The sequence below is a fragment of the Herbaspirillum sp. CF444 genome, assembly GCF_000282135.1.
Classification (GTDB): domain Bacteria; phylum Pseudomonadota; class Gammaproteobacteria; order Burkholderiales; family Burkholderiaceae_D; genus Herbaspirillum.
This window is the reverse complement of record NZ_AKJW01000037.1, coordinates 14,223-38,709: the sequence shown is the minus strand read 5'-3', so window position 1 is coordinate 38,709 and position 24,487 is coordinate 14,223. Positions and strand designations below refer to the sequence as shown.

Below are 24,487 nucleotides of genomic sequence, written 5' to 3'. Positions count from 1 at the left end.
TCATGTCAGGGCTGCGCACAGCATCACATCACTTGCACGGAGGGAAATATCGTGTTTTGGGAAAAGAAGCTCGCAGCTTGGGTAGAGGAAATCCGTCACGCCACGGCATTGCCGTTGCGCCTTGAACTGTGGAACGGTCGACAGTTCGACTTCAGCGACAGCGCGCCGCAAGTTACCTTGCGCGTTCCTCATGTATCGGCCCTGACTTATCTGTTCCAGCCTTCGCTGTCCAATCTCGGCGAAGCCTACGTCGAAGGCAAGATTGACGTCGACGGTCCGGTGGCCAGCATTATCAGCGTCGCCAACACCTTGGCGGCCAAGACCTTGAAAGCGGAAGGCAAGCTGGCGCGCATCACCCGCTCCATCCGCCACAGCAAGGAAAAGGATGCGGAAGCAATCCGTTATCACTACGACGTCTCCAACGACTTCTACAGGCTATTCCTCGATGAGAACATGGTCTACTCCTGCGCCTATTTTGAAAACGGCGATGAAGACCTTGCCACGGCCCAGCTCAAGAAGATCGATCACATCCTCACCAAGATCCAGGTCCGTCCGGGCGATACGCTGCTCGATATCGGTTGCGGCTGGGGTGCGCTGGTGCTGCGTGCAGCGCAGAAATTCGGCGCCAAGTGCGTCGGCATTACGCTGTCGGAAAACCAGTATGCGCTGGCCAAGGAGCGTGTCGAGAAGGCCGGCCTGAGCGACCGCATCGAAATCCGTTTGCAGGACTACCGCGACGTCACGGGCACTTTCGACCGCATCACCAGCGTCGGCATGTTCGAGCACGTCGGCCTGAAAAATCTGCCGATGTACTTCTCACGCATCAATGCACTGCTCGCCGACGACGGTCTGGCGATGAATCACGGCATCACCACGACAGACATTGAGAACGGCGAATCGCCCTATGGCGGCGGCGAGTTCGTCGACAAGTATGTATTCCCCGCCGGCGAACTTCCGCACATCAGCCTGGTGCTGAAAGCCATGCAACAAGGCGGACTGGAAGCCTTCGACATCGAAAACCTGCGCAAGCACTACGCCAAGACCTGTGCCATCTGGGCAGACAATTTCGAAGCCAGGGCGGAAGAGATTCGCAAGATCACCGATGAGAAGCACTATCGCATCTGGCGCGTGTATCTCGCCGGCAGTTCGCACGGGTTCAATCAGGACTGGATTTCCCTGTATCAGGTCATCTGCGGAAAATCCAATCGCCACGCCGAGGTCCTGCCGCAATCGCGCCGCTACATCTACGACGCAACGGCTTGATCGGCTAACGTCGGGTTCCTAGTCGTCCTTGCTCTTCTCGGCAAAGACTTCGCGGAACTTGGCCAGCTTCGGCGCCACGACAAAGGCGCAGTAGCCTTGGAAGGGATGCTGCTGGAAGTAGTTCTGGTGATAGTCCTCAGCCTTGTAGTAGGTTCCCGCAGGACTGAGCTCAGTCACAATTGGCGCATCCCATACCAGGGCCATCTCGGCGATGATGTGTTTGGCCGTATCGCGCTGTACCGGCGAGTCATAGTAGATCACCGAACGGTATTGCGTACCGACGTCGTTGCCTTGCCGGTTCAGCGTAGTCGGATCGTGGATGGTAAAGAACACTTCCAGAATTTCCCTGAAACTGATCGTCGCAGGATCGAAGGTCAGCTTCACCACTTCGGCATGGCCGGTGTCGCCATTGCAAACCTGTTCATACGTCGGATTATTGACATGACCGCCGGTGTAACCGGACTCGACATGCTGTACGCCTTTCAACTGCTGATACACCGCCTCCAGGCACCAAAAGCATCCGCCGCCGAGAATTGCTGTTTCCGATGAAGTATTCACGATCACTCCCACGTCATTGATTCTAATGTCTGCGATCACAACGCATGATTGCATAGTTATATTTATACCATTGCTGCTGATTAATTTCCTAACTTCGCCTGATGGGAAAGACTACGCAAACTTAACTTAAAAGTACGTTTTTATGTGACTTTTAACTACTTGAAAGCACAATGCGAACCGAATCCGATTGTTCCGCCTAGGTCTGCAAATATTGCCCTTCTTAGGGGCCGGGTTACTACGCCGTATTTTTTGGGCATAATGTCGCATTGACCAGAATCGATTCCACAGGCTTCAGATGCACTCTCGCTCCCCGCGCGCCACGTCGCGCGCATTCGATGCCTCGCATTTCCGCAAAGCACTATCCCAATTTGCGACCGGCGTTACCGTTATCACCACGCGCCTGGCCGACGGGACCTTGCTCGGCCTGACCGCAAGCTCGTTCAATTCGGTATCGTTGAATCCGCCGCTGGTACTGTGGAGCTTGTCCGAACAAGCCAGCAGCATGCCGGTGTTCTCTGGCAATTCGCATTATGTCATCAACATTCTCGGCGCTGATCAAGCTGCCTTGGCGGAACAGTTCTCGCGAAAGTCTGTGGACCGCTTCGAGGGAGTCGACTACACCCTGTCGCGTACGGGGCAGCCCGTATTGACAGGTGTGTCAGCCTGGTTTGAGTGCCATAACCGCAGCCGCTACCCGGAAGGCGATCATGTGATTTTCGTCGGCGAGGTGGAGCATTGCGAAGTAACGCCTCAGGCGGCTCTGGTGTTTCATGACGGTCGTTTCATCAAGACCGAATCATGAGCGGCCGCAATCTGGCGAACAAATAAAAAAGCGCCACAAGGGCGCTTTTTTATTTTCAGAGGCACAAAGAATCAGAATTTGTAACCGACCGAAAGGAAGGTCACAATCGGATTCAAGGTCAGGCTGGTGGCCGACTTGACTTGTGTACCTGTTGGCAGCGTCGTGGTGATGTCGGCGTTCGTCTTCAAAGGAATATAGGCAACCGAAAAACCCATCGACCAGTTCTTGTCGAAGTTGTAGGTAGCGCCGACGTTAAATACAGGAGCCCACGAAGAGCTCAAATCTGCAGTCGATTTGGCCGATGAGCTCAAACCGCCGGTAAAACGCGACGACAGTGCAGCCTGGAATTGATCGCTCAATTTGACATCCGAGTACCAGACATAGGAGACACCCGCGCCGACGAATGGACGGAACTTGCTGTTGCCGTCACCGAAATACCATTTAGCGACGATCGCAGGACTCCATTGCTTGGCGTTGCCGACTTCACCGACGCTTGAGATTGTCCCAGTGCCCGTCAGTTTGAATGTCGGAGGAATGCCAACGTCGGTTGTCAGTGCAAAATTGTCTGTGAAGAAATGGGTGAATGCGATACCCAAGGTATCCGCATTGCTAACCGATGCTCCGCTACCTGCAATAGTGGTAGGAGTCGGACTTACGACACGCAGTTGCTCACTCGAATCCTGTGGCGCCAGATGGAACCAGCCAAGATTGACGATGTTGCTACCGGCAGTTTGCGCCATGGCAGGTGCAGCAAATGCGGCAGCGATGGACAGCGCAGCGATTTTAGGCAAAAGGGAAAATTGTTGCTTCATGTGTCGTCTCCAAATGTAAAGGGCTGCGCCCCGTTTATTGATTATTCCGACTCTGAGTCCGGAGTTGTTTGGCTACGTTGGACGTCGCCTGTTTTTGTTGAATGCACCGTCGAAGTCATGCGACTTCGTCTTTACACTCATAAGACAAAAAGAACGTGCGTGCTATTCTTTTGCGATACTATGCCAGCTTTAATCTGCTTTGTATAGACATGTATTTTTTTGGCAACTGGAAATAATTTTCACTATTGAACCAGCAGCACTATTGCAAAAAAAGCACGTCAGGTTGCAAGCAAGCGAGAGAGGATTCCGGTGGAATCGAAAGCGGCGCGACGCAAGCGATCATTGATGCCTTGCCATGCCGGCGTGGAGGGAGTTGCTTCTACCAGAATGACATCTGCATGCCGATGATCCATGTCGCGTAACGCCGCGTACAAGTCATGCGCATACTGATCCGCTTCTTGCGCCATGGCAATGGAAGCGTGTGTGGAAATGATTTCTACCGTACGATAAATCACGGCGACTTTGTACTGACGCCCGACCAGCTCTTTCACAGTCCCGGCGAGTTGTTCCGCTGAAACCTGTGCAACCGGCGTATGCGGTGCATAGTGCGCATCCAGCGTCCCCGACGCACGCGGCGCGGCGACATCGGGAGCGCTCGGCGCCTTGCCCAATACGGCGGCAATCTGATCAACGCTGATCTGCCCCGGCCGCAGTAATACCGCACCGTGCGTACTCGCACGCGACAAATCGACGATCGTCGATTCGATGCCGACCTCGCTCGGCCCGCCATCCAGTATGTAGTCCACAAGACTATCGTCATCGCTGCCGAACTCGTCGCGGACATGTTCCGCAGTCGTCGGACTGACATGGCCGAACTTGTTGGCCGACGGCCCCGCGATCCCGCCTTTGCCGCCTTTGAATTCACGCAGCAAAGCTTGTGCAACCGGATGCGACGGACAACGCACGCCGATGGAATCCTGACCGCCTGAAGCAGCCGCAGGAACATGCGCGGCACGCTTGAGAATCAGCGTCAGCGGACCCGGCCAGAACGCCTCGATCAACGCACGCGCTTCGGCCGGCACTTCGGCGGCCCAATAAGAAATGTCGGCTTCCGGCGCAACGTGAACGATGACGGGATGATTGGCAGGCCTGCCCTTGGCGGCATAGATATCGGCAATGGCCGCAGCGTTCTCGGCGTCGCCACCGAGGCCGTAGACGGTCTCGGTAGGAAACGCCACCAGCTTGCCCGCTTCGAGCTTGCGCGCAGCAAGCTTTACCGCATCCATGTCAATCCGCACAATCGCCATCATCGCCTCTGCCTTACCGGGCAATGCCGAGAATGCCGCATGCCGCCGCCAACTGCGCCTGCGCCTGCGCCATGGTGGGCGCGACAAAAGTTATGTGCCCCATCTTGCGGGCGCGACGGGCTTGCGCCTTGCCGTAGAGATGCAAATGCGCACCCGGCAGCGCCAGGATCTTGTCCCAGGCCGGTTCGCGCATATTGTCGCTGTCGCCTTCATACCAGACATCGCCGAGGATGTTCAACATGACAGCCGCAGAATGCTGGCGCACGTCGCCCAGCGGCAAACGCGCCATTGCGCGCGCCTGTTGTTCGAACTGGCTGGTGATGCAGGCATCAATGGTGTAGTGGCCGCTGTTGTGCGGACGCGGCGCCATTTCGTTGACGACCAGCGAACCGTCCTCCAGGACGAAAAATTCGATGCACAGCACGCCGACATAGTCGAGCTTCGCGATGATCACCAAGGCAGCGTCTTGCGCCTTCTTTGCAACGACGTCCGAGACATGATCCGACGGCACGGTCGTCGTGAACAGGATGCCGTCGCGATGGACGTTCTCGGCAATCGGATACACCACGGCAGCGCCATCGGCGCCGCGCGCCACCAGCACTGACACTTCATAGGCCAGCGGCAGCATTTTTTCCAGCAGACAGGCCACGCCCTTCATGTCGGCGAATGCCGCCTTGACATCGGCGATGCTGCGCACACGCACCTGGCCCTTGCCATCGTAACCCATGCGCACGGTCTTCAGAATCCCCGGCAGCAAATCAGCGGGAATCGCATCGATATCCGCTTCGGAAGCAATGATCTTGTGTGGTGCAGGCTGCACGCCGGAGCTGGCGCTGCAATCGACGAAGAAACGCTTTTCGGCAATGCGGTCCTGCGCAATCGATACACCGGCGGCCGACGGCGCGACATAGGTTTTTGCAGCCAATGCAGCGAGGCTGTCGGCCGAAACATTCTCGAACTCGGTGGTCACCGCACGGCACAACGAGGCCAGCTCGTCCAAACCCCTGGGATCGCTATAGGACGTGCGGATCAGACGATCGGCGACTTGTCCGGCCGGGCAATCTTCTTCCTGTTCCAGCACGGCGACCTTGAAACCCATCGCCTGCGCGGCGTGAGCAAACATGCGACCGAGCTGGCCGCCACCCATCACGCCCAACCAGGTAGCAGGTGTCGTGGTGGGAATCGCAACATCATTCAACGGGGACTGCTTCTGACTCATAACGGCAACTTCATATCCAGGGCGACTTGCGTTTGTTTGACGCGGAAAGCTTCCAGCTTCGCAGCCAGTGCGTCATCGGTGGTCGCCAGCATGGCGATGGCCGACAAGGCCGCGTTGGCCGCGCCGGCTTCACCGATGGCGTAGGTCGCGACCGGAATACCCTTCGGCATTTGCACGATGGACAGCAGCGAATCTTCGCCGCGCAGATACTTGGACGGCACCGGCACGCCCAGCACCGGCACGATGGTCTTCGCCGCAATCATGCCCGGCAGATGCGCCGCACCGCCGGCGCCGGCGATGATGGCGCGCAGGCCGCGCCCGCGTGCTTTCTCGGCATAGTCGAACATCTGGTCCGGCATGCGGTGCGCCGAAACGACTTGCGCCTCGTGCGGGATACCGAACTCTTTCAGAATCGCCACGGCATGCTGCATCACATCCCAGTCGGACGACGATCCCATGACCACGCCGACGATCGGCGTTTGTGCATTGGCTTGTGCGTTGTTCTGGCTCATGTCAGTCCTTCAGCGAATTGCCGGTCAGGCGTTCCAGCGCTTCACGGTATTTGGCGCCGGTCTTTTCGATCACATCGGTAGGCAGTGCCGGCGCAGGCGGCGTCTTCTTCCAGCCGTCGACGGTTTCCAGATAGTCGCGCACGAACTGCTTGTCGAACGACGGCGGCGAAATGCCGACCTTGTAGCTGTCAGCCGGCCAGAAGCGCGACGAGTCAGCGGTCAGCACTTCGTCCATCAGATGCAGCACGCCGTTGTCGTCCAGGCCGAATTCAAACTTGGTGTCGGCGATGATGATGCCGCGCGTGGCGGCGTAGTCGGCGGCGGTCTTGTACAGCTGGATGCTGATGTCGCGCATCTTGTTGGCCAGTTCGCTGCCGATACGCTTTTCCATGTCGGCGAAGCTGATGTTTTCATCGTGCTCGCCGAGGTCGGCCTTGGCTGCCGGGGTGAAAATAGGTTCGGCCAGTTTGGCGGCCTGTTGCAGACCTTCCGGCAGCGTGATGCCGCAGATCGAACCGGTAGCTTGATAATCTTTCCAGCCGGAGCCGATGATGTAACCGCGCACCACGGCTTCCACCAGAATCGGCTTGAGGCGCTTGGCGACGACGGCGCGACCACGCACCTGTTCGACTTCATTGGCGGCAACCACGGTTTCCGGAGCGATGCCGGTCAGATGATTCGGCACGATGTCGCCCAGCTTCTCGAACCAGAAATCCGACATCTGGTTCAACACTTTGCCCTTGCCTGGAATCGGCTCGTTCATGATGACGTCGAACGCGGACAGGCGGTCGGTGGTCACGATCAGCAATTTGTCGTCGCCGACGGCGTAGTTGTCGCGCACCTTGCCGTTGCCCAGCAGAGGAAGTGAAGTGATGGAAGTTTTGTAGAGGCTGGTCATGTTGATTCCGGTCATTCCGTGGGTTGAAGGTCAGGGATTCGGGGTTACCCTGGAACGGCGAAACCGCCGTTTTTCTGCCCACCTTTAAAGTCAAAAAACCGGGACTGCTGCTGCCAGTCCCGGTCGCTTGGTTCGCTCGCTGATCGCTTGCTGCTTACTGCACGATCTGGGAGAGCTCGCCCTTCTTGTATTTCTCTGCAATCTTTTCCAGCGGAATCGCCTTGATCTTGCCGGCCTGGCCTTCGCAGCCGAACGACAGGTAGCGCGCCTTGCACACCAGCTTGGCGGCTTCGCGGGCAGGCTTGAGGTAATCGCGCGGATCGAACTTGCCTGGGTTTTCCATCAGGTAGCGGCGAATCGCGCCGGTCATCGCCAGACGGATGTCGGTGTCGATGTTGATCTTGCGCACGCCGTGCTTGATGCCTTCCTGGATCTCTTCCACCGGCACGCCGTAGGTTTCCTTCATGTCGCCGCCGAACTCGCGGATTTCAGCCAGCAGTTCTTGCGGAACGGAGGACGAACCGTGCATCACAAGATGGGTGTTCGGAATGCGCGCGTGGATTTCCTTGATGCGGTCGATGGCGAGGATGTCGCCGGTAGGCTTGCGAGAGAACTTGTACGCGCCGTGCGAAGTGCCGATGGCGATGGCCAGCGCGTCGCATTGCGTTTGCTTGACGAAGTCGGCGGCCTGGCCGACGTCGGTCAGCAGCTGTTCGCGCGTCATCTTGCCGTCGGCGCCGTGGCCGTCTTCCTTGTCGCCCATCATGGTTTCGAGCGAACCGAGCACGCCCAGTTCAGCTTCGACCGTGACACCGATGGCGTGCGAAAACTCGACCACCTTGCGCGAGACTTCGACGTTGTATTCGTAGCTGGCGACCGACTTGCCGTCTTCCATCAGCGAACCGTCCATCATCACCGAAGTGAAGCCCGACTTGATCGCGGCCATGCAGACTGCCGGCGACTGGCCGTGGTCCTGGTGCATGACGACCGGGATGTGCGGATAAGCTTCGACCGCCGCTTCGATCAGGTGACGCAGGAACGCTTCGCCGGCGTACTTGCGGGCGCCCGCGGAGGCTTGCATGATGACTGGCGCGCCAACTTCGTCGGCAGCCTGCATGATCGCAGTGACTTGCTCCAGATTGTTGACGTTGAACGCTGGCAGACCGTAGCCGTTTTCGGCGGCGTGGTCCAGCAATTGACGCATGGATACGAGAGGCATGATAGAACTCCTGAACAATAAAAATCAGTACTCGCCGACCTTGAGAATCTTCAGGGCGTTGGTGCCGCCGACTTGTCCAATCGGCTCGCCCCAGGTCACGACGATCAAATCACCCTTTTGCACGACGCCTTGCTCCAACAGCAGGTCCTGCACGCCCTTCAACACCACTTCGGTATCGGTGGACTGCGCCAGTTCGAACGTACGCACATTGCGGAACAGCGCGGCCTTCTGGCGCGTGGCGACATTGGGGGTGATGGCAAAAATGGGAACATCGATGTTGTGGCGGCTCATCCACAACGCGGTGGAACCGGACTCGGTCAGCGCCGCAATCGCCTTCACGCGCAGGTGATGCGCGGTGAACAGCGCGCCATACGCGATCGACTGGTCGACGCGGGTGAATTGCAGATTCAGGAAGTCGGCGTCGAGCTTGCAGTCTTCGGACTTCTCTGCGGCCAGGCAGATGGCCGACATGGCTTCGACCGTTTCCACCGGATACTTGCCGGAAGCCGTTTCGGCCGATGTCATCACGGCATCGGTGCCGTCCAGCACGGCGTTGGCGACATCGGATACTTCCGCGCGCGTCGGCACGGCGTTGACGATCATCGATTCCATCATCTGCGTGGCGGTGATGGTCAGCTTGTTGGAGGCGCGCGCCATCTTGATCATGCGCTTTTGCAGGCCGGGAACGGCGGCGTTGCCGACTTCCACGGCGAGGTCGCCACGCGCCACCATGATGCCGTCGGAAGCGTCGAGGATTTCCTGCAGCAACGGGATCGCTTCGGCGCGCTCGATCTTGGCGATCATCAGCGGCTTGTGGCCGTACGGTTCGGCGGCAACGTTGCCGAGCTGGCGCGCCATTTCCATGTCGGTGGCGTTCTTGGGAAACGACACGGCGACGTAATCGGCCTGGAAGCTCATCGCCGTCTTGATGTCGTCCATGTCCTTGGCCGTCAGCGCCGGTGCCGACAAACCGCCGCCCTGGCGGTTGATGCCCTTGTTGTTGGACAGTTCGCCGCCGATCTTGACGACGGTGTGGATCTCATTGCCGAGCACGCGCTCGACCACCAGCACGATCAGGCCGTCGTTGAGCAGCAGCACGTCGTCGCCTCGAAGGTCGCGCGGCAACGCCTTGTAGTCGAGACCGACGCGCTCCTGGTTGCCCATGGTGCAGTCGGCGTCGAGGATGAACTTGTCGCCGTTTTCGAGATTGATCTTGCCGTTTTCAAACTTGCCGACGCGGATCTTCGGGCCTTGCAGGTCGGCCATGATCGCGACCTTGACGCCACAGGCATCGGCCACTTCGCGCACCAGCGTGGCGCGGTCGATATGGTCCTGCGCCTTGCCGTGAGAGAAGTTCAAGCGCACCACGTTGACGCCCGCCTTGATCATGCGCGTCAGGGTCTCCCTGTCGCTGGAAGCGGGGCCGATGGTGGCGACGATCTTGGTTGCTCTTTGCATGAAAATCTTTCTCTGACCGTGGTTGAAAAGCTCGTTGTCTCGTTATCTTTGGTGCACGCTGCGTCGTTTTAATGACGCTTATTGCGCGCGCTGCATCAGAATTTCTACTGCCGGCAGCGTCTTGCCTTCCAGGAATTCCAGGAAAGCTCCGCCGCCTGTCGAAATATAGCCCACCTTGTCAGTGATATCGTACTTGGCGATCGCCGCCAGCGTATCTCCGCCGCCGGCGATGGAGAAGCCATCGGAGTCCGCAATCGCCTGCGCCAGCGCCTTGGTGCCCTGGCCGAACTGATCGAACTCGAACACGCCCACCGGGCCGTTCCAGACGATGGTGCCGGCTTTGGCCAGTTGCGCCGCCAGAATGGCCGAGGTCTTGGGGCCGATGTCGAAAATCATGTCGTCGTCGGCTACATCCTTGGCGTCCTTGACGGTCGCCGCCGCAGTCGGCGAAAACTCCTTGCCGCACACCACGTCGACCGGAATCGGCACCGACGCGCCGCGCTTGGCCATCATCTCGATGATGGCCTTGGCTTCGTCGACCAGATCGGCCTCGACCAGCGACTTGCCGATCTTCAGGCCGGAAGCCAGCATGAAGGTGTTGGCGATGCCGCCGCCGACGATCAGGTTGTCGACCTTGTCGGCCAGTGCTTTCAGGATAGTCAATTTGCTGGAAACTTTGGAACCGGCGACGATGGCCACCAGCGGACGCGCGGGCTGGTTCAGGGCCTTGCCCAAGGCATCGAGTTCGGCCGCCAGCAGCGGACCGGCGCAAGCGACCGGTGCAAACTTGGCAATACCGTAAGTGGTGGCTTCCGCGCGGTGCGCGGTGCCGAAAGCATCATTGACGTAAATGTCGCACAGCTTGGCGATCTTTTGCGCCAGCTCGTCGCTGTTCTTCTTTTCGCCCTTGTTGAGGCGGCAATTTTCCAGCAGCACGACCTGGCCGGGTGCGACGTCGACGCCGTCGGTCCAGTTCGACACCAGCTTGACTTCCGCGCCCAGCAATTCCGACAGACGCTTGGCGACCGGCGCCAGCGAATCTTCCGGCTTGAATTCGCCTTCGACCGGACGCCCCAGATGCGAAGTCACCATCACCGCCGCACCGGCGTCGCGCGCCTGGCGAATCGCCGGCACCGAAGCGCGAATACGCGTATCTTCGGTGATATTGCCGGCATCGTCCTGCGGCACGTTCAGATCGGCGCGGATGAAAACGCGCTTGCCTTGCAACTGGTTGGCGGAGATGAGGTCGCTGAGTCGGTTGAATTTCATTTTTCGCGGAATCTAAGGTGGGGCAAAAAGGCGTTATTTTACTCTACCCGCCCTGCTCCCAGCATGGTTTTCGGAGAGGAATCGGGTAATCGCGGATTTGCGGCAACGGAAACCGCCACAACACGCGATCAGCGCACGATCAGCACCCGATCAAAGCCCGGATGACAGGCTACAGCGCCAGACGCAGCACTGTGAACAGTGTCATACCGGCAACAATCGTTCCCAGCAAATGCCGGGTCGCCAGGAAGAAGATGCCGCCGCCGATACCCGCCAGCAACTTGGGATTGGTCCAGTTGATATCGACCGCGCCGCCGGAGGTCATCAGGTCCGGCATCACGATCGCCGCCATCGCCGCCGCCGGCGCGTAGCCCAGGGCATGCTGCAGCTTGGGCGGGAGCTTGACGGCATGGCCGAACAGGAAAAAGCCGCTGCGGGTGATCAATGTCGACATCGTCAACAACACTATAGAAACCCAAACGTCGAAGGCGTTCATTCTTTTTCCTTAACGATAAATTTATCGGCCAGCATGGCGGCGGCCATGCCGATCACGACCGCCAGCAGCAAGCCCAGCCGGTACGGCAGATTGATTGCCACCACGGCAACAGCGCCGGACACGACGACACCGGCCAGCGCCGCGCGGTTGATGATCATCGGGATCATGATGGCGATGAGCGCCAGCGTGCCGGCGAAACCGATGTTCCAGCTTTCGGGGATCTGGCTGGCCAGCAGGATGCCGACGATGGCGCCAATCTGCCAGGCGAACCATCCCGGATAGCAGACCGCCTCGAAAAAACCGAGCTTGCCGGCCGGCTGGTGCACGGTATGCGCAGGAAAGCGCTGCGGAAAGAATCCCATCGAGATGTCGCCGTTGAAGTAGCCGTACCAGACCCGGCGATACCACGGCAGATGGGCGAAATGCGGCGCCACGGCGGCGGAGAAGATGACGAAACGCAGGTTGACGATCATCGCCGTCAGGAAGATCACGATCAGCGGCGTGTGCGCCGCCAGCAGCGGCAGGACGGCGAATTGGGCGGATCCGGCGTACACCGTGAGCGTCATGGCCAGCGATTGCCAGATCGTCATGCCCGACTTGACCATCGCCATGCCCGACACCACGCCCCAGGCCAGCACGGCCGGAATGGTCGACGCGCTGGCGCGCCAGCCCTCCTGAAACGCCTCTTTCTCGATATGGCGCGCCTGAGCCTTGGCCTGCACGTGCGCAAACTCTGCAGATCCCCTTACCGGGTCAGATCGACTGTCCCCGGCGTCTGTCTCCTTGTTCATTCTTACCTTGGTCGCTTTTGTTGGAACTTGCCACATAGCATTTTTACGTAGTCCGAACATTTTATAGATGAAACTTTTTACGCGCTTGTTCCGTTAAAATGTGGACTTTGCAGCTTTGACGCACCTTTACTATTCATCGGAGACTTTCACCATGTCCATGGCCGACCGCGACGGAAAAATCTGGAAAGACGGCGCACTGATCGATTGGCGCGACGCCACCATTCACGTACTGACCCACACGCTGCATTACGGCATGGGCGTATTCGAAGGCGTGCGCGCGTACAAAACGCCGCAGGGCACCGCGATTTTCCGCCTGAAAGAACATACCCAGCGCCTGTTCAACTCGGCCAAGATTTTTCAGATGGAAGTTCCGTTCGACCAGGCCACCATCCTCGAAGCGCAACGCCAGGTGGTGCGTGAAAACAAACTCGAATCCTGCTACATCCGTCCGCTGATCTGGATCGGCTCGGAGAAGCTCGGCGTGTCCGCCAAGGGCAACAAGATCCACGTCGCCATCGCCGCCTGGCCATGGGGCGCCTACCTCGGCGAAGACGGCATCACCAAGGGCATCCGCGTCAAGACATCATCCTTCAGCCGCCATCACGTCAACGTGTCGCTGGTGCGCGCCAAGGCGTCGGGCTATTACATCAATTCCATCCTTGCCAACCAGGAAGCGCTGGCCGACGGCTACGACGAAGCATTGCTGCTGGACACCGACGGCTATGTGTCGGAAGGCTCCGGCGAAAACGTCTTCATCGTCAAGAACGGCAAGGTGTACACCCCCGATCTGGCATCCTGCCTCGACGGCATCACGCGCGACGCCGTGTTGACGATGGCGCGCGACCTCGGCATCGAGGTCATCGAGAAACGCATCACGCGCGATGAAATGTATTGCTGCGACGAAGCCTTCTTCACCGGCACCGCCGCCGAAATCACGCCGATCCGCGAGCTCGACAACCGTACCATCGGCAACGGCGCGCGCGGCCCGATCACCGAAAAACTGCAAACCCTGTTCTTCGACGTGGTGTCGGGCAAGGCGCCGCAATATCAACACTGGCTGACGCTGGTCTGATATCGGATACACCTGAACGAATACACTGAACTACCGCATCGCATTTAAAGCACCCAGCAACGGAGAATCACATGAGCCAAGTTCAACAAACCCAGCCCGTACAACTCGACGGCAAAGACCTGCCGGCCCACTGTCCGAATCCGAACATGCCGCACTGGTCGTCGCACCCGCGCGTGTTCCTCGAGCTGGACGCGCACGGCGCCGCCAAGTGCCCGTATTGCGGCACGCAATACCAGTTGAAACCGGGCGCCGTCGTCAAGGCGCACTAAGCACGACGACACGCCATAGCGACACAGACAAAGAGGGCCACCAAGATTTGACTGGCCCTCTTTGCTTTTTCCTCCGGAGAAGACATGCCACGCGCCAAACTGATACAAGGTTCACCCGACGAAGTTGAAGCGGCCTACTACGACGCGCTCGCCAGGGCCGACCTGGAAGCCCTGATGGCATTGTGGGCCGAGGATGAAGAAATCGTCTGCGTCCATCCGGGCGCGGTGCGCCTGATCGGCCACGTGGCGATCCGCAATTCCTGGGAAGAAATCCTGGCGCGCGGCGGCCTGCATATCCAGCCGCGCCAACTGCATGCAGCGCACACGATGACCACGGCGGTACACAACGTCATCGAAGATATCCAGCATCCGGAAAACGCCCGCGCCGACGTGCACGTGATCGCCACCAACATTTACATGAAGACCGCGCAAGGCTGGCGCATCGTCACCCATCACGCTTCGGTGGCTCCCGGCCCTGCGCCGACGGAGCCGCTGACCGAAACGATGCTGCACTAGCTGTTGAATACCTCGCGGCAGGAAATTCGTCCGGCGCTGCCGCAACACGTTCCTGCCGCACTTCCGCACTTCTCTTGATATACGTAAAAAGTCAGATGCACTACTCCGCACCCCGCTGGCTTCCCGGCGGCAACCTGCAAACAATCTACCCCGCCACCTTCATCGCCAAACCGTCGGTGCGTTTCCGGCGCGAGCGCTGGGACACGCCTGACGCCGACTTCATCGACGTCGACTTCGTCGACGGCAAACCGGGCCAACCGCTGGCGGTACTGTTCCACGGACTGGAAGGCTCGTCGGACAGCCACTACAGCCGCGCCTTCATGGCCGCCGTCGCGGCGCGCGGATGGTCGGGCGTGGTGCCGCATTTCCGCGGCTGCTCGGGCGAGATCAACCTGGCGCCGCGCTTTTATCATTCCGGCGACAGCGGCGAACTCGACTGGATTTTGCGCCGCCTGGCTACACACCGCAGCGCCATCGGCGCGGAGAAATTCTATGCCGCCGGGGTATCCCTGGGCGCGAACGCCTTGCTGCGCTGGCTGGGCGAATCACAGCATCAGGCGGAATTCATCGACGCCGCTTGCGCCATCTCGGCGCCGCTCGACCTGGCCGGCGGCGGTGCGGCGCTGGCGCGCGGTTTCAATCGGATCTATTCGCACGTGTTCCTGCGCACCATGCGCACCAAGAGCCTGCTCAAACTCGATCAGTTTCCCGACCTGTTCAGCCGCGACGCGCTGATGCAGGCGCGCGACCTCTATACCTTCGACAATATCGTCACGGCGCCACTGCACGGCTACCGCAACACCGAGGACTACTGGGATCGCGCCAGCGCCAAACACATCCTGCACGACATCACCGTGCCGACGCTGGTATTGAACGCACAGAACGATCCCTTCCTGCCGGCGCAGTATTTACCCAAAAGCGCTGCCGCCTGCGTCAAACTGGAATATCCTGAAGAAGGCGGCCATGTCGGTTTCGCCACCGGCGCGCCGCCGGGCAATCTGGGTTGGCTGCCGCAGCGCATGCTGCATTTCTTCGAAGGCAAATAAGCGTATGGATGACATCGTCCGGCAGGCCATGGCCAAATGGCCCAACGTGCCGCACTGCTTCGGCTGGCTGATGCTGGACGCGCGCGGCAACTGGCGCATGCGCGATGAACGCGCGCAACATCTCGGGCTGCCGGGCGACAAGATCAATCATCAGACGCTGCTGGGCTTCATCAATCGCAATTACATGCACGACACCGACGGCCGCTGGTATTTCCAGAACGGTCCGCAGCGCGTCTATGTCGATCTGGAGATCACCCCCTACGTCGTCCGCACCGATCCGACGGCAGGCTTCCTCCTGCACACAGGCATGGCGCTGTCGACGCCGTCGCAGGCCTGGCTGACGCAAGAGGGACGCTTGCTGCTGGAGGCGGGAAAAGTTATTGCCGTGCTGGATGACAGAGACGCTGCCGGCGTGCTCGCCACGCTCGTACTGAATGGCGCCACGGCCAGCGACGAACAAATCATGGCATGGTTCGAGGGAGAGCACCGTGGCGCACTGAGCTTGCCGCACGCCGGACAGCCCCTGGTCTTGCAATGGACCTCGGCAGAGAATCTGGCAAAACAATTCGATTTCGTCGCGCAACCACGCGCTGCGCCGACAACTTGAACCGCTGACTGGTCGCTGGCTTCGCCTCGGCTATCCACGTCCTTTGGTCTCTTTCATTTCTTCTTTCCACCGCTCTTTGAGCTCGCGCTCACGCGCATCGATCATGGCCTGGTCATAGAAGGTCGCATCCGGCGCCGTGCGCGCAATACCCAATTGCTCAATCGCCGCCGGCAAACTGCCCGACAGGAAATAGGATTCCGCCAGCGCCATATGCTGCAGGGCCTGCTTGCCCTGCCCCGCGTACGCCTTGGCGAGCAGATCCTGCACCGCCACTTCGCTGCGGTAGAGCTGCGCCTGGTCGCGCAAATAAGCGACGGCCTGATCGTAGCGCCGGCTTTCAATCAGCGCGTCGGCATATTGCCGCGCCGCCATGCGCGAAATCGGAAACTGTTTGCGCAAGGCTTCGGCGATCTTGAGTGCCTGTTCGGGTTGTTTCTTGGCGATCTTGATATCGATCTCCAGGTTGCTGAACAAGATGCTCGGCACCATCGGCTGCGACGCGGCGCGTGCTTCTTGCAGCAGGCTTTCCGCCTTGTCGTAGGAACGCTGCAGGTAGGCCGCATACGCCAGCCCATACTTGGACACCATGATCTGCATCTTGGTGTTCTGGCGCAATTGCGACTCGAAATACGTTTGTGCGTCGCGCACGCCTTGCGCCGAATTGTCTTGCAGCAGCCGCACGCGCGCGCGGATCAGCTGGAAGTCGGGATTATCCGCGCGCTGCTTGTAACGTTGGTCGCGAATGCGTGCCTGGATGTCGGCGATACGCTCCGTCGTCAGCGGGTGCGTCAGCAAATAAGGCGGCAAGGTGTCACCGAAATTGCGCGAGGCGCTTTGCAAACGACCGAAAAACGCGACCATGCCGGAGGTATCAAAACCGCCGTCGCGCAGGATCTGCAGACCGACACGGTCGGCTTCGCGCTCGGCGTCGCGGCTGAAATTCAATTGCCGCTGCATCGCCACGCCGGTGCCGCCCATCATCGTCGCCATGGCGGCGTCGCCGCCGACCTTGGACACGCCCGCCAACGCACCGAGCACGATGGAGGCCAGCTGGATCATGGAGTTCTGCTTTTGCTGACCGATCATGCGCGCGATGTGACGCTGCGCCACGTGGCCGATTTCATGCGCCAGTACGGAAGCCAGCTCGGATTCGCTTTGCGCCGCCAGCAACAGGCCGGAATGCACGGCGATGAAACCGCCCGGCAAGGCGAACGCATTGAGCACCGGATCGCGCACGGCGAAAAAGAAGAAGTCGTAACCGGCCTCCCCTCGCACGTCGGGGCGCACCCCGACCAGATTCGAACCGAAGTTGTTCAGGTATTCAAGCAACGGACCGTCATCTAGATAATCGGGGTCATGCCGGATCTCCTTCATGATCTGCTCACCCAATTTGCGCTCCATCAGCGGCGACAAACCTTCGCGATCGGTATCGCCGAGCGTGGGCAAGGTTTGTGCGGTGCCGAGGTTGGGCGCAACGGCCAGAGGCAAGACTGCAAGCGACAAGGCCAGCGCCGCCAGCAAGGGGCGCAAACGTCGACGTCGAGGCGGCGGCGCTAGGGGGAGTTTTTTTCGATCGGGAACGACGGGCTGACGCATAGAGACAATGAAATAGTTACCTGCGATGCCTGCTATGATACTCGCAGTATTCACCGCTCCGACATTCTGCCGCCATGACTTCTTCCAAGACGATATCTTCCGATGCCGACCACAACCAGGGGCTGACCCATTTCGATCAGGGCGGCCAGGCGCATATGGTGGACGTCGGCGGCAAAGCGGAAACGCACCGGGTCGCCATCGCCAGCGGCACCATCCGCATGAAACCGGAAACGCTGGCCGTGATTCAGTCCGGCACGGCAAAAAAAGGCGACGTTCTCGGCATCGCCCGCATTGCCGCCATCATGGCCTCCAAGCGCACCAGCGACCTGATCCCGCTGTGCCATCCGCTGGCACTGACGCACGTCTCGGTCGAGTTTGACATCGACCAGGCGCAGTCCGGCATCCATTGCACCGTCCGCGTGGAAACGCAGGGCAAGACCGGCGTGGAAATGGAAGCGCTGACCGCCGTGCAAGTCGGTCTGCTGACGATTTACGACATGTCGAAGGCGATCGACCGAGGCATGGTCATGACGGATGTGCGCGTGCAGGAAAAACACGGCGGCAAATCGGGATCGTGGTCGCAGGCCTGAATCAAATGCCGCGGGCGTAAAAAAAGCGTGCTGCCCGCACGCTTTTTTATTTGCTGCATCGATGTCAGCCGCGGCAGTTTTCCGGCGCGTAGTTGGCCGGCAGGGTCGCCGCATTTGCAGGTGCGGGATTCGTCGCCGATGCGTTTGCAGGCGCCGCGCGGCATACCCAGTTGATGGCGCCGGGCGTTACCTGGGGCGTCAGTATCAACGTCGTTCCGTTGCCATCGCCGCCGATTTGCCCGAACTTAATCGTGATCACACCGCCACCGCTGCCGTTAGCCGCACTCGAAATGGTGATGCTGTCGACGTGAGACGTGGCTGTCGGGAAAGTGTAGCCGGTCTCCGCAGCGGTGAAATTGGTGCCGCCCTTGGCATTGATCGCTTCCGCCACCGCCATCTTGGCCGGCGCCGCGAGGTTCAGCCCTTCGACCACTTTGGCGCGGATCAGATAATCCCGGTACTGCGGAATCGCCACCATCGCCAGAACGCCGACAATGGCGATGACGATCATCAGTTCAATCAGGGTGAAACCGGTTTGTGTATAGCGTCCAGACCGTGTTGCTTGCATATTGTTTTCCTATTACAAAAAAATCGGGTTTTCGGGAGCGTCGCCTGGCTGTCTGTCCATCGCCGCGGTTTTCTCTCGGGCAACGCCATACTCCCCGCATGGATCATATTCGCCAACGGCAAATTTGTGAACATTTTTATAACCACGCGACCAAGGCGGGATAACGCTGACAGAGCAGCGTTCCTTGCCTGCCGACATCACGCTACCTGCTTGTGCGCCCTGCGCGCCAGCCAGCTGCCGACGATCACGACACCCACAGCACCGATCACGCCCGGCAGGCTCAAGTGCAATTGCAGGCCCGGCACCGTGAATTCATGATGCGGTAGATAAGTCTGCACCCAATCCTTGATCGCCACGTCCGAAATGATCATGCCCCCCGCGAGATAACCCAGCAAGGCCGCGCCCAATGTGATGATGAGCGGCACCTTTTCCATCAGCTTGAGCACCAGCGTGCTGCCCCACACGATAATGGGAATGCTGACCAGAATGCCGAAAATCACCAGCAGCAACTGATGCTCGCCGGCCTGTTCTGCGGCGCTGGCAATGGCGATCACATTGTCGAGGCTCATCACCAGATCGGCGACGATGATGGTCTTGATCGCCGCGAGCAGTTTATCGCTGCCGCTGATGTCGCCATGTTCGTCATTGTCGCTGAGCAGCTTGGTGCCGATCCAGAACAACAGAATGCCGCCGACCAGCTTGATGAACGGCATCTGCAGCAAAGTCACCGCAAAGGCGATCAGCACGATGCGAATGGCGATGGCGCCGAAGGTGCCCCACAGGATGCCGCGCAAACGCAGGTTGTCGGGCAGATTGCGGCATGCCAGGGCGATCACGATGGCGTTGTCGCCACCGAGCAAAATATCGATCAGGATGATCTGGCCGACTGCGAGCCAGTTCAACTCCAGTAAAAAATCCATTTACCGCCCCCCAATAATGTATGGACACGAAAACAAGATGGGGAGCCGGAGCTCCCCATCTTGTTATGTCACCGGTCAGGCCGGGAAGTTCTGCCGATACTGCAACGATTGCAACAGCTGCGACAAATCCATCCAACCTGCCGTTTGCTTGCTATTGCGGCAAATGAATTACAGAACCGACTTCAGCAGACGCGCCATTTCGGAAGGATTGCGTGTTGCCTTGATGCCGCACTCTTCCATGATTGCCAGCTTGGCTTCGGCAGTGTCGGCGCCACCGGAGATCAGCGCACCGGCGTGGCCCATGCGCTTGCCTGGAGGTGCAGTCACGCCGGCGATAAAGCCGATGACCGGCTTCTTCATGTTGTCCTTGACCCAGTACGAAGCGTTGGCTTCGTCAGGACCGCCGATTTCACCGATCATGATGACGGCGTCGGTGTCAGGATCATCATTGAAGGCCTTCATGATGTCGATGTGCTTCAGACCGTTGATCGGGTCGCCGCCGATACCGACTGCGGACGATTGCCCCAGGCCCAGCGCCGTCAACTGACCGACGGCTTCATAAGTCAGTGTGCCCGAACGCGACACCACGCCGATGCGGCCCTTTTTGTGAATGTGGCCCGGCATGATGCCGATCTTGATTTCGTCCGGAGTGATCAGACCCGGGCAGTTGGGGCCCAGCAGCAATGTCTTGCTGCCGGCCTTTGCCATGCGGTTTTTCAGTTCCATCATGTCGCGCACAGGAATGCCTTCAGTGATACAGATGGCCAGATCCAGATCGGCTTCAACAGCTTCCCAGATTGCAGCGGCTGCGCCTGCCGGCGGAACGTAGATCACGGAAACAGTCGCGCCGGTTGCCTTCTTGGCTTCGGACACATTCGCGAAAATTGGAATGCCTTCGAAATCTTCGCCGGCCTTTTTCGGGTTCACGCCTGCAACGAATGCGTTCTTGCCGTTCGCGTAGTCGCGGCACATGCGAGTGTGGAATTGACCGGTTTTGCCGGTGATGCCTTGGGTGATGACTTTGGTGTCTTTATTGATCAGAATCGACATAGCTATTCCTTGTCCTATTATTTACCGTTGGCTGCAGCAACAACTTTTTGCGCAGCTTCTTCCATGCTGTCTGCCGAGATGATCGGCAGGCCGGAGTCGGCCAACAGCTTCTTGCCGATTTCTTCGTTGGTGCCCTTCATGCGCACGACCAGCGGCACTTTCAGGGAAACGGCCTTGGACGCAGCGATCACGCCTTCGGCGATCACGTCACAGCGCATGATGCCGCCGAAGATGTTGACCAGGATGGCCTTCAGTTCCGGGTTCTTCAGCATGATCTTGAATGCTTCGGTAACCTTTTCTGTCGTTGCGCCGCCGCCGACGTCCAGGAAGTTGGCAGGCTCGCCGCCGAACAGCTTGATGGTGTCCATGGTTGCCATGGCCAGACCGGCGCCGTTGACCAGGCAGCCGATGTTGCCGTCGAGGGAGATGTAGGCCAGATCGAACTTCGAAGCTTCGATTTCAGCCGGATCTTCTTCGTCCAGATCGCGGTAAGCGACGATCTCAGGATGACGGAACAGCGCGTTGGAGTCGAAGTTGAACTTCGCGTCCAGAGCGATGACCTTGCCGTCGCCGGTCAGGATCAGCGGATTGATTTCAGCCAGGGACGCATCGGTTTCCCAGTATGCCTTGTACAGACCTTGCAATTGCTTGCGCGCGTCGGCGACGGAAGCGGCTGGCACGCCGATCTTGGTCGCGATGCTGTCTGCATCGGCGTCGGTCAGGCCGGTAGCCGGATCGATAGCGATCTGATGGATCAGTTCAGGATGGCTTTCTGCAACTTCTTCGATATCCATGCCGCCTTCGCTGGATGCCATCAGGACCACGCGTTGGCTCACACGATCGGTGACCATGGAAACGTACAGTTCTTTCTTGATGTCCGCGCCTTCTTCGATCAGCAGGCGACGCACCTTTTGGCCTTCTGGGCCGGTTTGGTGGGTGATCAGTTGCATGCCGAGGATCTGGCCGGCGTATTCCTTGACTTGCTCCAGGGACTTGGCGACCTTCACGCCGCCGCCCTTGCCGCGGCCGCCCGCGTGGATTTGCGCCTTGACGACCCACACCGGACCGCCGAGCGTTTCAGCTGCCTTGACAGCGTCTTCGACGGACTGGCACGGAATGCCGCGTGGAACGGTCACGCCGAATTGGCGGAGGATTTCTTTGCCCTGATACTCATGGATTTTCATGGGAGCTTCCCTTTAAGACACTATTAAATAAAACTTACTGGATTGAAATCCGGCTGGCGGCAACACCGCGCGGCGCGAATGAAGGCAAGAACCCGCGATTGCGCAGCCCGCCCGAAAGGGGACACGCTGAAGCCGAAAGGCCTCGCGGATTGCTTAGTAGAAGGTGCAGACAGTGCGTTGGGCATAGAGAATGCCATTTGATCAACATTAATCGTTGTCGCATTGCGTGTCGTCATCGCAAAGATTGCCATGACAGCCGCTAATGCGGCGCAGCAAAAACCCGGAGATTTTAGCACAGCTCGACCCGGCTAGACAGCAGGATCGGACACTACCGAGTATTTTGCAGAGATTGGCACAGGATGAAAGTGCGCAGAAGTAGTCTGAAAGGCTCAGGGCTGGCATTGTCCGATGAGGCGCCGCGGATACTCAGTCGAAATCGTCGCTTTCCTCGCTCCAGGCGGTTTTGACCGCAGCCTGGATCGCGCGATGGGAAAAACCGCGCTGCTGCAGAAACCGCATGCATTTGGCGCGCGCGACGGCGTCTTCCGGCGGCTCGGCGTACTTGCGGCGCAACACCTCGCGTGCGCGCTCGGCTTCGCCTTGGGTCAGTTCCAATTTGACTTCACCCAGCGCCTCGCCGTTGATGCCGTGGCTTTGCAGTTCCGACAAAATACGATTATTGCCATAGCGAGCGGAACGCCGATGCACCAGGGATTCGGAAAAACGTTCTTGCGAGAGGAATTTAGATTCTTGCAGCCAGTCGAGCAGGGCTTCGATATCGTCGTCATCTTGCGCGTAAGGGCTTAGCTTACGCGCAAGTTCCAGACGACTATGCTCACGTGAAGAGAGATATTTGAGCGCTCGGGCCTTCAGGCTGAGTTGCGGCCTGGGCATCGGTCACACCGTCGCGATCGTTGCGACCGACAAGACTCGAACGAAGTACAACGACATCAGGATTCTTCGGCAGTCACGTTCTTTGCAGAACCTTTGCCAGCCGGCGCCGGCGTTGCAGCCGTGGCAGCCGTGGCAGCACCTGCGCCACCTGCACCCAGCTCAGGAACGCCCAGCGAAGCGCGCACCTTGTTTTCGATTTCACGCGCCAGTTCAGGACGTTCTTTCAGGTAATTACGTGCATTGTCCTTACCTTGGCCAATGCGCTCGCCGTTATAGCTGTACCAGGCGCCCGACTTTTCAACGATCTTGGCGTCGGAGCCCAGGTCGAGGATTTCACCTTCGCGCGATGTGCCTTCTCCATACAGAATGTCGAAGTGCGCTTCGCGGAACGGCGGCGCCACCTTGTTCTTGACGACCTTGACCTTGGTTTCGCTGCCGATGACTTCGTCGCCGGATTTGATGGAACCGGTACGACGAATGTCCAGGCGGACAGAGGCGTAGAACTTCAGCGCATTACCGCCGGTGGTCGTTTCGGGGTTGCCGAACATGACGCCGATCTTCATGCGGATCTGGTTAATGAAAATGACGGTGGTGTTGGTGCGATTGATGCTGCCGGTCAGCTTGCGCAGTGCCTGCGACATCAGACGCGCTTGCAGGCCCGGCAGGGAATCGCCCATGTCGCCTTCGATTTCGGCGCGTGGCGTCAAGGCTGCGACCGAGTCGATAACGATCAGATCGACACCGCCGGAACGCACCAGCGCATCCGTGATTTCCAGCGCTTGTTCGCCGGTGTCGGGTTGCGAGATCAGCAGATCGGACAGATTGACGCCCAGTCGTTGAGCGTAGGTCACGTCCAATGCGTGTTCCGCGTCGATAAAGGCGCAGGTGCCGCCGATTTTTTGCATTTCGGCAATGGCCTGCAGCGTCAGCGTGGTTTTACCCGACGACTCAGGGCCGTAGATTTCAATCACGCGGCCGCGTGGCAGGCCGCCGACGCCCAATGCGATGTCCAGACCGAGGGAACCGGTCGACACAACCTGGATTTCTTCGACAACGGCGCCATCTTCCATGCGCATGACCGAGCCTTTGCCGAACTGTTTCTCGATCTGCGCCAGAGCGGCGGCGAGCGCCTTGCTCTTTTCGCTGTTACTGGCATTCGTGGCTTTTTTATCGTCCATAGGAGTTTCTTTCAGCAAGGGGAATCGTCTAATCAGTGAATCGGTAGAACAGTGAATCGCTTAAACAGCACTGTATAAAAAAACAGTTGTTCGCGCAAGCTATTTTTCTGCTGTTGCAAATTTACGCTACAACGACCGTCCCTTCCCCGGCGGCTATATTGCGGATTACCACGAACAAACCGACCTTGGGATTTCAGGTCTGTTAGTATCCGGACCGATTATAGCGACCCCACGGCCAGTCTCGTCGCCACCTTTTGTTGCGATGCGGCAAATAAATCAAGGCAAAACGACGTCCCCCATAAGGAAAACGCCTTCAGCCTCTATAATTTGAACAAATTTCTTTAAATACTCGTTTTTTGGCGAGTATTTACCGTATTTGATATACATTTCTAGCTA

At 58.9% G+C, this 24,487-nt stretch carries 26 protein-coding genes; 8 read left to right on the top strand and 18 right to left on the bottom strand.

The genetic code is table 11. The features are described from left to right. The first annotated feature begins 51 nt into the window (after positions 1 to 51). Positions 52 to 1,263, top strand: a complete 1,212-nt coding sequence (locus PMI16_RS08900) for an SAM-dependent methyltransferase (RefSeq protein WP_007878643.1) — start codon at positions 52 to 54, stop codon at positions 1,261 to 1,263. A gap of 18 nt (positions 1,264 to 1,281) precedes the next feature. Here PMI16_RS08900 and msrA read toward each other — a convergent pair whose 3' ends face one another. Next, the gene (gene msrA / locus PMI16_RS08895) at positions 1,282 to 1,875 is read right to left on the bottom strand and encodes a peptide-methionine (S)-S-oxide reductase MsrA (RefSeq protein WP_007878642.1); all 594 of its coding nucleotides are present in this window, start codon (positions 1,873 to 1,875) and stop codon (positions 1,282 to 1,284) included. A gap of 241 nt (positions 1,876 to 2,116) precedes the next feature. Between msrA and PMI16_RS08890 the strand changes: the two genes are divergently transcribed. Next, positions 2,117 to 2,623, top strand: coding sequence for a flavin reductase family protein (locus PMI16_RS08890; protein WP_007878641.1), 507 nt, complete (start codon positions 2,117 to 2,119; stop codon positions 2,621 to 2,623). Positions 2,624 to 2,694: 71 nt separating this feature from the next. Here the strand turns inward: PMI16_RS08890 and PMI16_RS08885 are convergent, their stop codons facing one another. The 10 genes from PMI16_RS08885 to PMI16_RS08840 form a co-directional block, all read right to left on the bottom strand. Continuing rightward, positions 2,695 to 3,435 (bottom strand): OmpW/AlkL family protein, encoded by a 741-nt coding sequence (locus PMI16_RS08885; protein WP_007878640.1) that lies wholly within the window; start codon positions 3,433 to 3,435, stop codon positions 2,695 to 2,697. A gap of 278 nt (positions 3,436 to 3,713) precedes the next feature. Further along, on the bottom strand, positions 3,714 to 4,742 hold the full coding sequence (locus PMI16_RS08880; protein WP_007878639.1) for an L-threonylcarbamoyladenylate synthase: 1,029 nt from the start codon (positions 4,740 to 4,742) through the stop codon (positions 3,714 to 3,716). A 13-nt stretch (positions 4,743 to 4,755) separates the two neighbouring features. Beyond that, positions 4,756 to 5,961 carry a 5-(carboxyamino)imidazole ribonucleotide synthase gene (locus PMI16_RS08875; RefSeq protein ID WP_007878637.1) on the bottom strand — a complete coding sequence of 402 codons (1,206 nt, stop codon included), beginning with the start codon at positions 5,959 to 5,961 and terminating at the stop codon, positions 4,756 to 4,758. Further along, complete coding sequence (gene purE / locus PMI16_RS08870; protein ID WP_007878635.1) at positions 5,958 to 6,473, bottom strand: 5-(carboxyamino)imidazole ribonucleotide mutase; 516 nt, start codon at positions 6,471 to 6,473, stop codon at positions 5,958 to 5,960. Before purE ends, PMI16_RS08875 begins: the two co-directional genes overlap by 4 nt. A gap of 1 nt (position 6,474) precedes the next feature. Beyond that, a complete protein-coding gene (locus tag PMI16_RS08865; protein WP_007878632.1) occupies positions 6,475 to 7,371 on the bottom strand; it encodes a phosphoribosylaminoimidazolesuccinocarboxamide synthase in 897 nt (298 codons plus the stop codon). 154 nt (positions 7,372 to 7,525) lie between these two features. Continuing rightward, positions 7,526 to 8,590, bottom strand: coding sequence for a class II fructose-bisphosphate aldolase (gene fba, locus PMI16_RS08860; RefSeq protein WP_007878631.1), 1,065 nt, complete (start codon positions 8,588 to 8,590; stop codon positions 7,526 to 7,528). 24 nt (positions 8,591 to 8,614) lie between these two features. After that, positions 8,615 to 10,048: a pyruvate kinase gene (pyk, locus tag PMI16_RS08855; RefSeq protein ID WP_007878630.1), complete on the bottom strand. Its 1,434-nt coding sequence runs from the start codon at positions 10,046 to 10,048 to the stop codon at positions 8,615 to 8,617. Between the two features lie 78 nt (positions 10,049 to 10,126). Next, on the bottom strand, positions 10,127 to 11,317 hold the full coding sequence (locus tag PMI16_RS08850; protein ID WP_007878629.1) for a phosphoglycerate kinase: 1,191 nt from the start codon (positions 11,315 to 11,317) through the stop codon (positions 10,127 to 10,129). A gap of 169 nt (positions 11,318 to 11,486) precedes the next feature. Further along, on the bottom strand, positions 11,487 to 11,810 hold the full coding sequence (locus PMI16_RS08845; protein WP_007878628.1) for an AzlD domain-containing protein: 324 nt from the start codon (positions 11,808 to 11,810) through the stop codon (positions 11,487 to 11,489). After that, entirely contained in the window at positions 11,807 to 12,601 is a 795-nt protein-coding gene (locus PMI16_RS08840; protein ID WP_007878627.1) for an AzlC family ABC transporter permease, read from the bottom strand. The genes PMI16_RS08845 and PMI16_RS08840 overlap by 4 nt, the downstream gene beginning before the upstream one ends. Before the next feature lie 151 nt (positions 12,602 to 12,752). Here PMI16_RS08840 and PMI16_RS08835 point away from each other — a divergent pair, with 151 nt between their 5' ends. The 5 genes from PMI16_RS08835 (at position 12,753) to PMI16_RS08815 (ending at position 16,111) form a co-directional block, all read left to right on the top strand. Beyond that, complete coding sequence (locus tag PMI16_RS08835) at positions 12,753 to 13,673, top strand: branched-chain amino acid transaminase (protein ID WP_007878626.1); 921 nt, start codon at positions 12,753 to 12,755, stop codon at positions 13,671 to 13,673. A 71-nt stretch (positions 13,674 to 13,744) separates the two neighbouring features. Then, entirely contained in the window at positions 13,745 to 13,942 is a 198-nt protein-coding gene (locus PMI16_RS08830) for a zinc-finger domain-containing protein (RefSeq protein ID WP_007878625.1), read from the top strand. A gap of 84 nt (positions 13,943 to 14,026) precedes the next feature. Next, positions 14,027 to 14,458 (top strand): YybH family protein, encoded by a 432-nt coding sequence (locus PMI16_RS08825; protein WP_007878623.1) that lies wholly within the window; start codon positions 14,027 to 14,029, stop codon positions 14,456 to 14,458. A 95-nt stretch (positions 14,459 to 14,553) separates the two neighbouring features. Then, positions 14,554 to 15,504 (top strand): YheT family hydrolase, encoded by a 951-nt coding sequence (locus PMI16_RS08820; RefSeq protein ID WP_007878620.1) that lies wholly within the window; start codon positions 14,554 to 14,556, stop codon positions 15,502 to 15,504. Between the two features lie 4 nt (positions 15,505 to 15,508). Then, positions 15,509 to 16,111 (top strand): DUF2946 family protein, encoded by a 603-nt coding sequence (locus tag PMI16_RS08815; RefSeq protein ID WP_007878618.1) that lies wholly within the window; start codon positions 15,509 to 15,511, stop codon positions 16,109 to 16,111. A 30-nt stretch (positions 16,112 to 16,141) separates the two neighbouring features. On the opposite strand, the gene PMI16_RS08810 is transcribed toward PMI16_RS08815, so the two are convergent. Continuing rightward, positions 16,142 to 17,707, bottom strand: coding sequence for a M48 family metalloprotease (locus PMI16_RS08810; RefSeq protein ID WP_007878617.1), 1,566 nt, complete (start codon positions 17,705 to 17,707; stop codon positions 16,142 to 16,144). A gap of 74 nt (positions 17,708 to 17,781) precedes the next feature. Here PMI16_RS08810 and moaC point away from each other — a divergent pair, with 74 nt between their 5' ends. Beyond that, positions 17,782 to 18,297, top strand: coding sequence for a cyclic pyranopterin monophosphate synthase MoaC (moaC, locus tag PMI16_RS08805; RefSeq protein WP_007878615.1), 516 nt, complete (start codon positions 17,782 to 17,784; stop codon positions 18,295 to 18,297). A gap of 64 nt (positions 18,298 to 18,361) precedes the next feature. Here moaC and PMI16_RS08800 read toward each other — a convergent pair whose 3' ends face one another. The 6 genes from PMI16_RS08800 to recA form a co-directional block, all read right to left on the bottom strand. Then, entirely contained in the window at positions 18,362 to 18,865 is a 504-nt protein-coding gene (locus PMI16_RS08800) for a pilin (protein WP_007878613.1), read from the bottom strand. 197 nt (positions 18,866 to 19,062) lie between these two features. Next, positions 19,063 to 19,785: a TerC family protein gene (locus PMI16_RS08795; RefSeq protein WP_007878611.1), complete on the bottom strand. Its 723-nt coding sequence runs from the start codon at positions 19,783 to 19,785 to the stop codon at positions 19,063 to 19,065. Positions 19,786 to 19,953: 168 nt separating this feature from the next. Further along, positions 19,954 to 20,835: a succinate--CoA ligase subunit alpha gene (gene sucD / locus PMI16_RS08790; protein ID WP_007878606.1), complete on the bottom strand. Its 882-nt coding sequence runs from the start codon at positions 20,833 to 20,835 to the stop codon at positions 19,954 to 19,956. Positions 20,836 to 20,852: 17 nt separating this feature from the next. Then, a complete protein-coding gene (gene sucC / locus PMI16_RS08785) occupies positions 20,853 to 22,019 on the bottom strand; it encodes an ADP-forming succinate--CoA ligase subunit beta (protein ID WP_007878603.1) in 1,167 nt (388 codons plus the stop codon). A gap of 426 nt (positions 22,020 to 22,445) precedes the next feature. Beyond that, complete coding sequence (gene recX / locus PMI16_RS08780) at positions 22,446 to 22,913, bottom strand: recombination regulator RecX (RefSeq protein ID WP_007878600.1); 468 nt, start codon at positions 22,911 to 22,913, stop codon at positions 22,446 to 22,448. 56 nt (positions 22,914 to 22,969) lie between these two features. Further along, on the bottom strand, positions 22,970 to 24,091 hold the full coding sequence (gene recA, locus PMI16_RS08775; protein WP_007878599.1) for a recombinase RecA: 1,122 nt from the start codon (positions 24,089 to 24,091) through the stop codon (positions 22,970 to 22,972). Positions 24,092 to 24,487: the final 396 nt, after the last annotated feature.

Excerpts from the sequence above, each read along its gene's own strand:
- msrA (WP_007878642.1), bottom strand. The coding sequence starts at position 1,875 with ATGCAATCATGCGTTGTGATCGCAGACATTAGAATCAATGACGTGGGA.
- PMI16_RS08890 (WP_007878641.1), top strand. The coding sequence starts at position 2,117 with ATGCACTCTCGCTCCCCGCGCGCCACGTCGCGCGCATTCGATGCCTCG.
- PMI16_RS08885 (WP_007878640.1), bottom strand. The coding sequence starts at position 3,435 with ATGAAGCAACAATTTTCCCTTTTGCCTAAAATCGCTGCGCTGTCCATC.
- PMI16_RS08880 (WP_007878639.1), bottom strand. The coding sequence starts at position 4,742 with ATGGCGATTGTGCGGATTGACATGGATGCGGTAAAGCTTGCTGCGCGC.
- PMI16_RS08875 (WP_007878637.1), bottom strand. The coding sequence starts at position 5,961 with ATGAGTCAGAAGCAGTCCCCGTTGAATGATGTTGCGATTCCCACCACG.
- purE (WP_007878635.1), bottom strand. The coding sequence starts at position 6,473 with ATGAGCCAGAACAACGCACAAGCCAATGCACAAACGCCGATCGTCGGC.
- PMI16_RS08865 (WP_007878632.1), bottom strand. The coding sequence starts at position 7,371 with ATGACCAGCCTCTACAAAACTTCCATCACTTCACTTCCTCTGCTGGGC.
- fba (WP_007878631.1), bottom strand. The coding sequence starts at position 8,590 with ATGCCTCTCGTATCCATGCGTCAATTGCTGGACCACGCCGCCGAAAAC.
- pyk (WP_007878630.1), bottom strand. The coding sequence starts at position 10,048 with ATGCAAAGAGCAACCAAGATCGTCGCCACCATCGGCCCCGCTTCCAGC.
- PMI16_RS08850 (WP_007878629.1), bottom strand. The coding sequence starts at position 11,317 with ATGAAATTCAACCGACTCAGCGACCTCATCTCCGCCAACCAGTTGCAA.
- PMI16_RS08845 (WP_007878628.1), bottom strand. The coding sequence starts at position 11,810 with ATGAACGCCTTCGACGTTTGGGTTTCTATAGTGTTGTTGACGATGTCG.
- PMI16_RS08840 (WP_007878627.1), bottom strand. The coding sequence starts at position 12,601 with ATGAACAAGGAGACAGACGCCGGGGACAGTCGATCTGACCCGGTAAGG.
- PMI16_RS08835 (WP_007878626.1), top strand. The coding sequence starts at position 12,753 with ATGTCCATGGCCGACCGCGACGGAAAAATCTGGAAAGACGGCGCACTG.
- PMI16_RS08830 (WP_007878625.1), top strand. The coding sequence starts at position 13,745 with ATGAGCCAAGTTCAACAAACCCAGCCCGTACAACTCGACGGCAAAGAC.
- PMI16_RS08825 (WP_007878623.1), top strand. The coding sequence starts at position 14,027 with ATGCCACGCGCCAAACTGATACAAGGTTCACCCGACGAAGTTGAAGCG.
- PMI16_RS08820 (WP_007878620.1), top strand. The coding sequence starts at position 14,554 with ATGCACTACTCCGCACCCCGCTGGCTTCCCGGCGGCAACCTGCAAACA.
- PMI16_RS08815 (WP_007878618.1), top strand. The coding sequence starts at position 15,509 with ATGGATGACATCGTCCGGCAGGCCATGGCCAAATGGCCCAACGTGCCG.
- PMI16_RS08810 (WP_007878617.1), bottom strand. The coding sequence starts at position 17,707 with ATGCGTCAGCCCGTCGTTCCCGATCGAAAAAAACTCCCCCTAGCGCCG.
- moaC (WP_007878615.1), top strand. The coding sequence starts at position 17,782 with ATGACTTCTTCCAAGACGATATCTTCCGATGCCGACCACAACCAGGGG.
- PMI16_RS08800 (WP_007878613.1), bottom strand. The coding sequence starts at position 18,865 with ATGCAAGCAACACGGTCTGGACGCTATACACAAACCGGTTTCACCCTG.
- PMI16_RS08795 (WP_007878611.1), bottom strand. The coding sequence starts at position 19,785 with ATGGATTTTTTACTGGAGTTGAACTGGCTCGCAGTCGGCCAGATCATC.
- sucD (WP_007878606.1), bottom strand. The coding sequence starts at position 20,835 with ATGTCGATTCTGATCAATAAAGACACCAAAGTCATCACCCAAGGCATC.
- sucC (WP_007878603.1), bottom strand. The coding sequence starts at position 22,019 with ATGAAAATCCATGAGTATCAGGGCAAAGAAATCCTCCGCCAATTCGGC.
- recX (WP_007878600.1), bottom strand. The coding sequence starts at position 22,913 with ATGCCCAGGCCGCAACTCAGCCTGAAGGCCCGAGCGCTCAAATATCTC.
- recA (WP_007878599.1), bottom strand. The coding sequence starts at position 24,091 with ATGGACGATAAAAAAGCCACGAATGCCAGTAACAGCGAAAAGAGCAAG.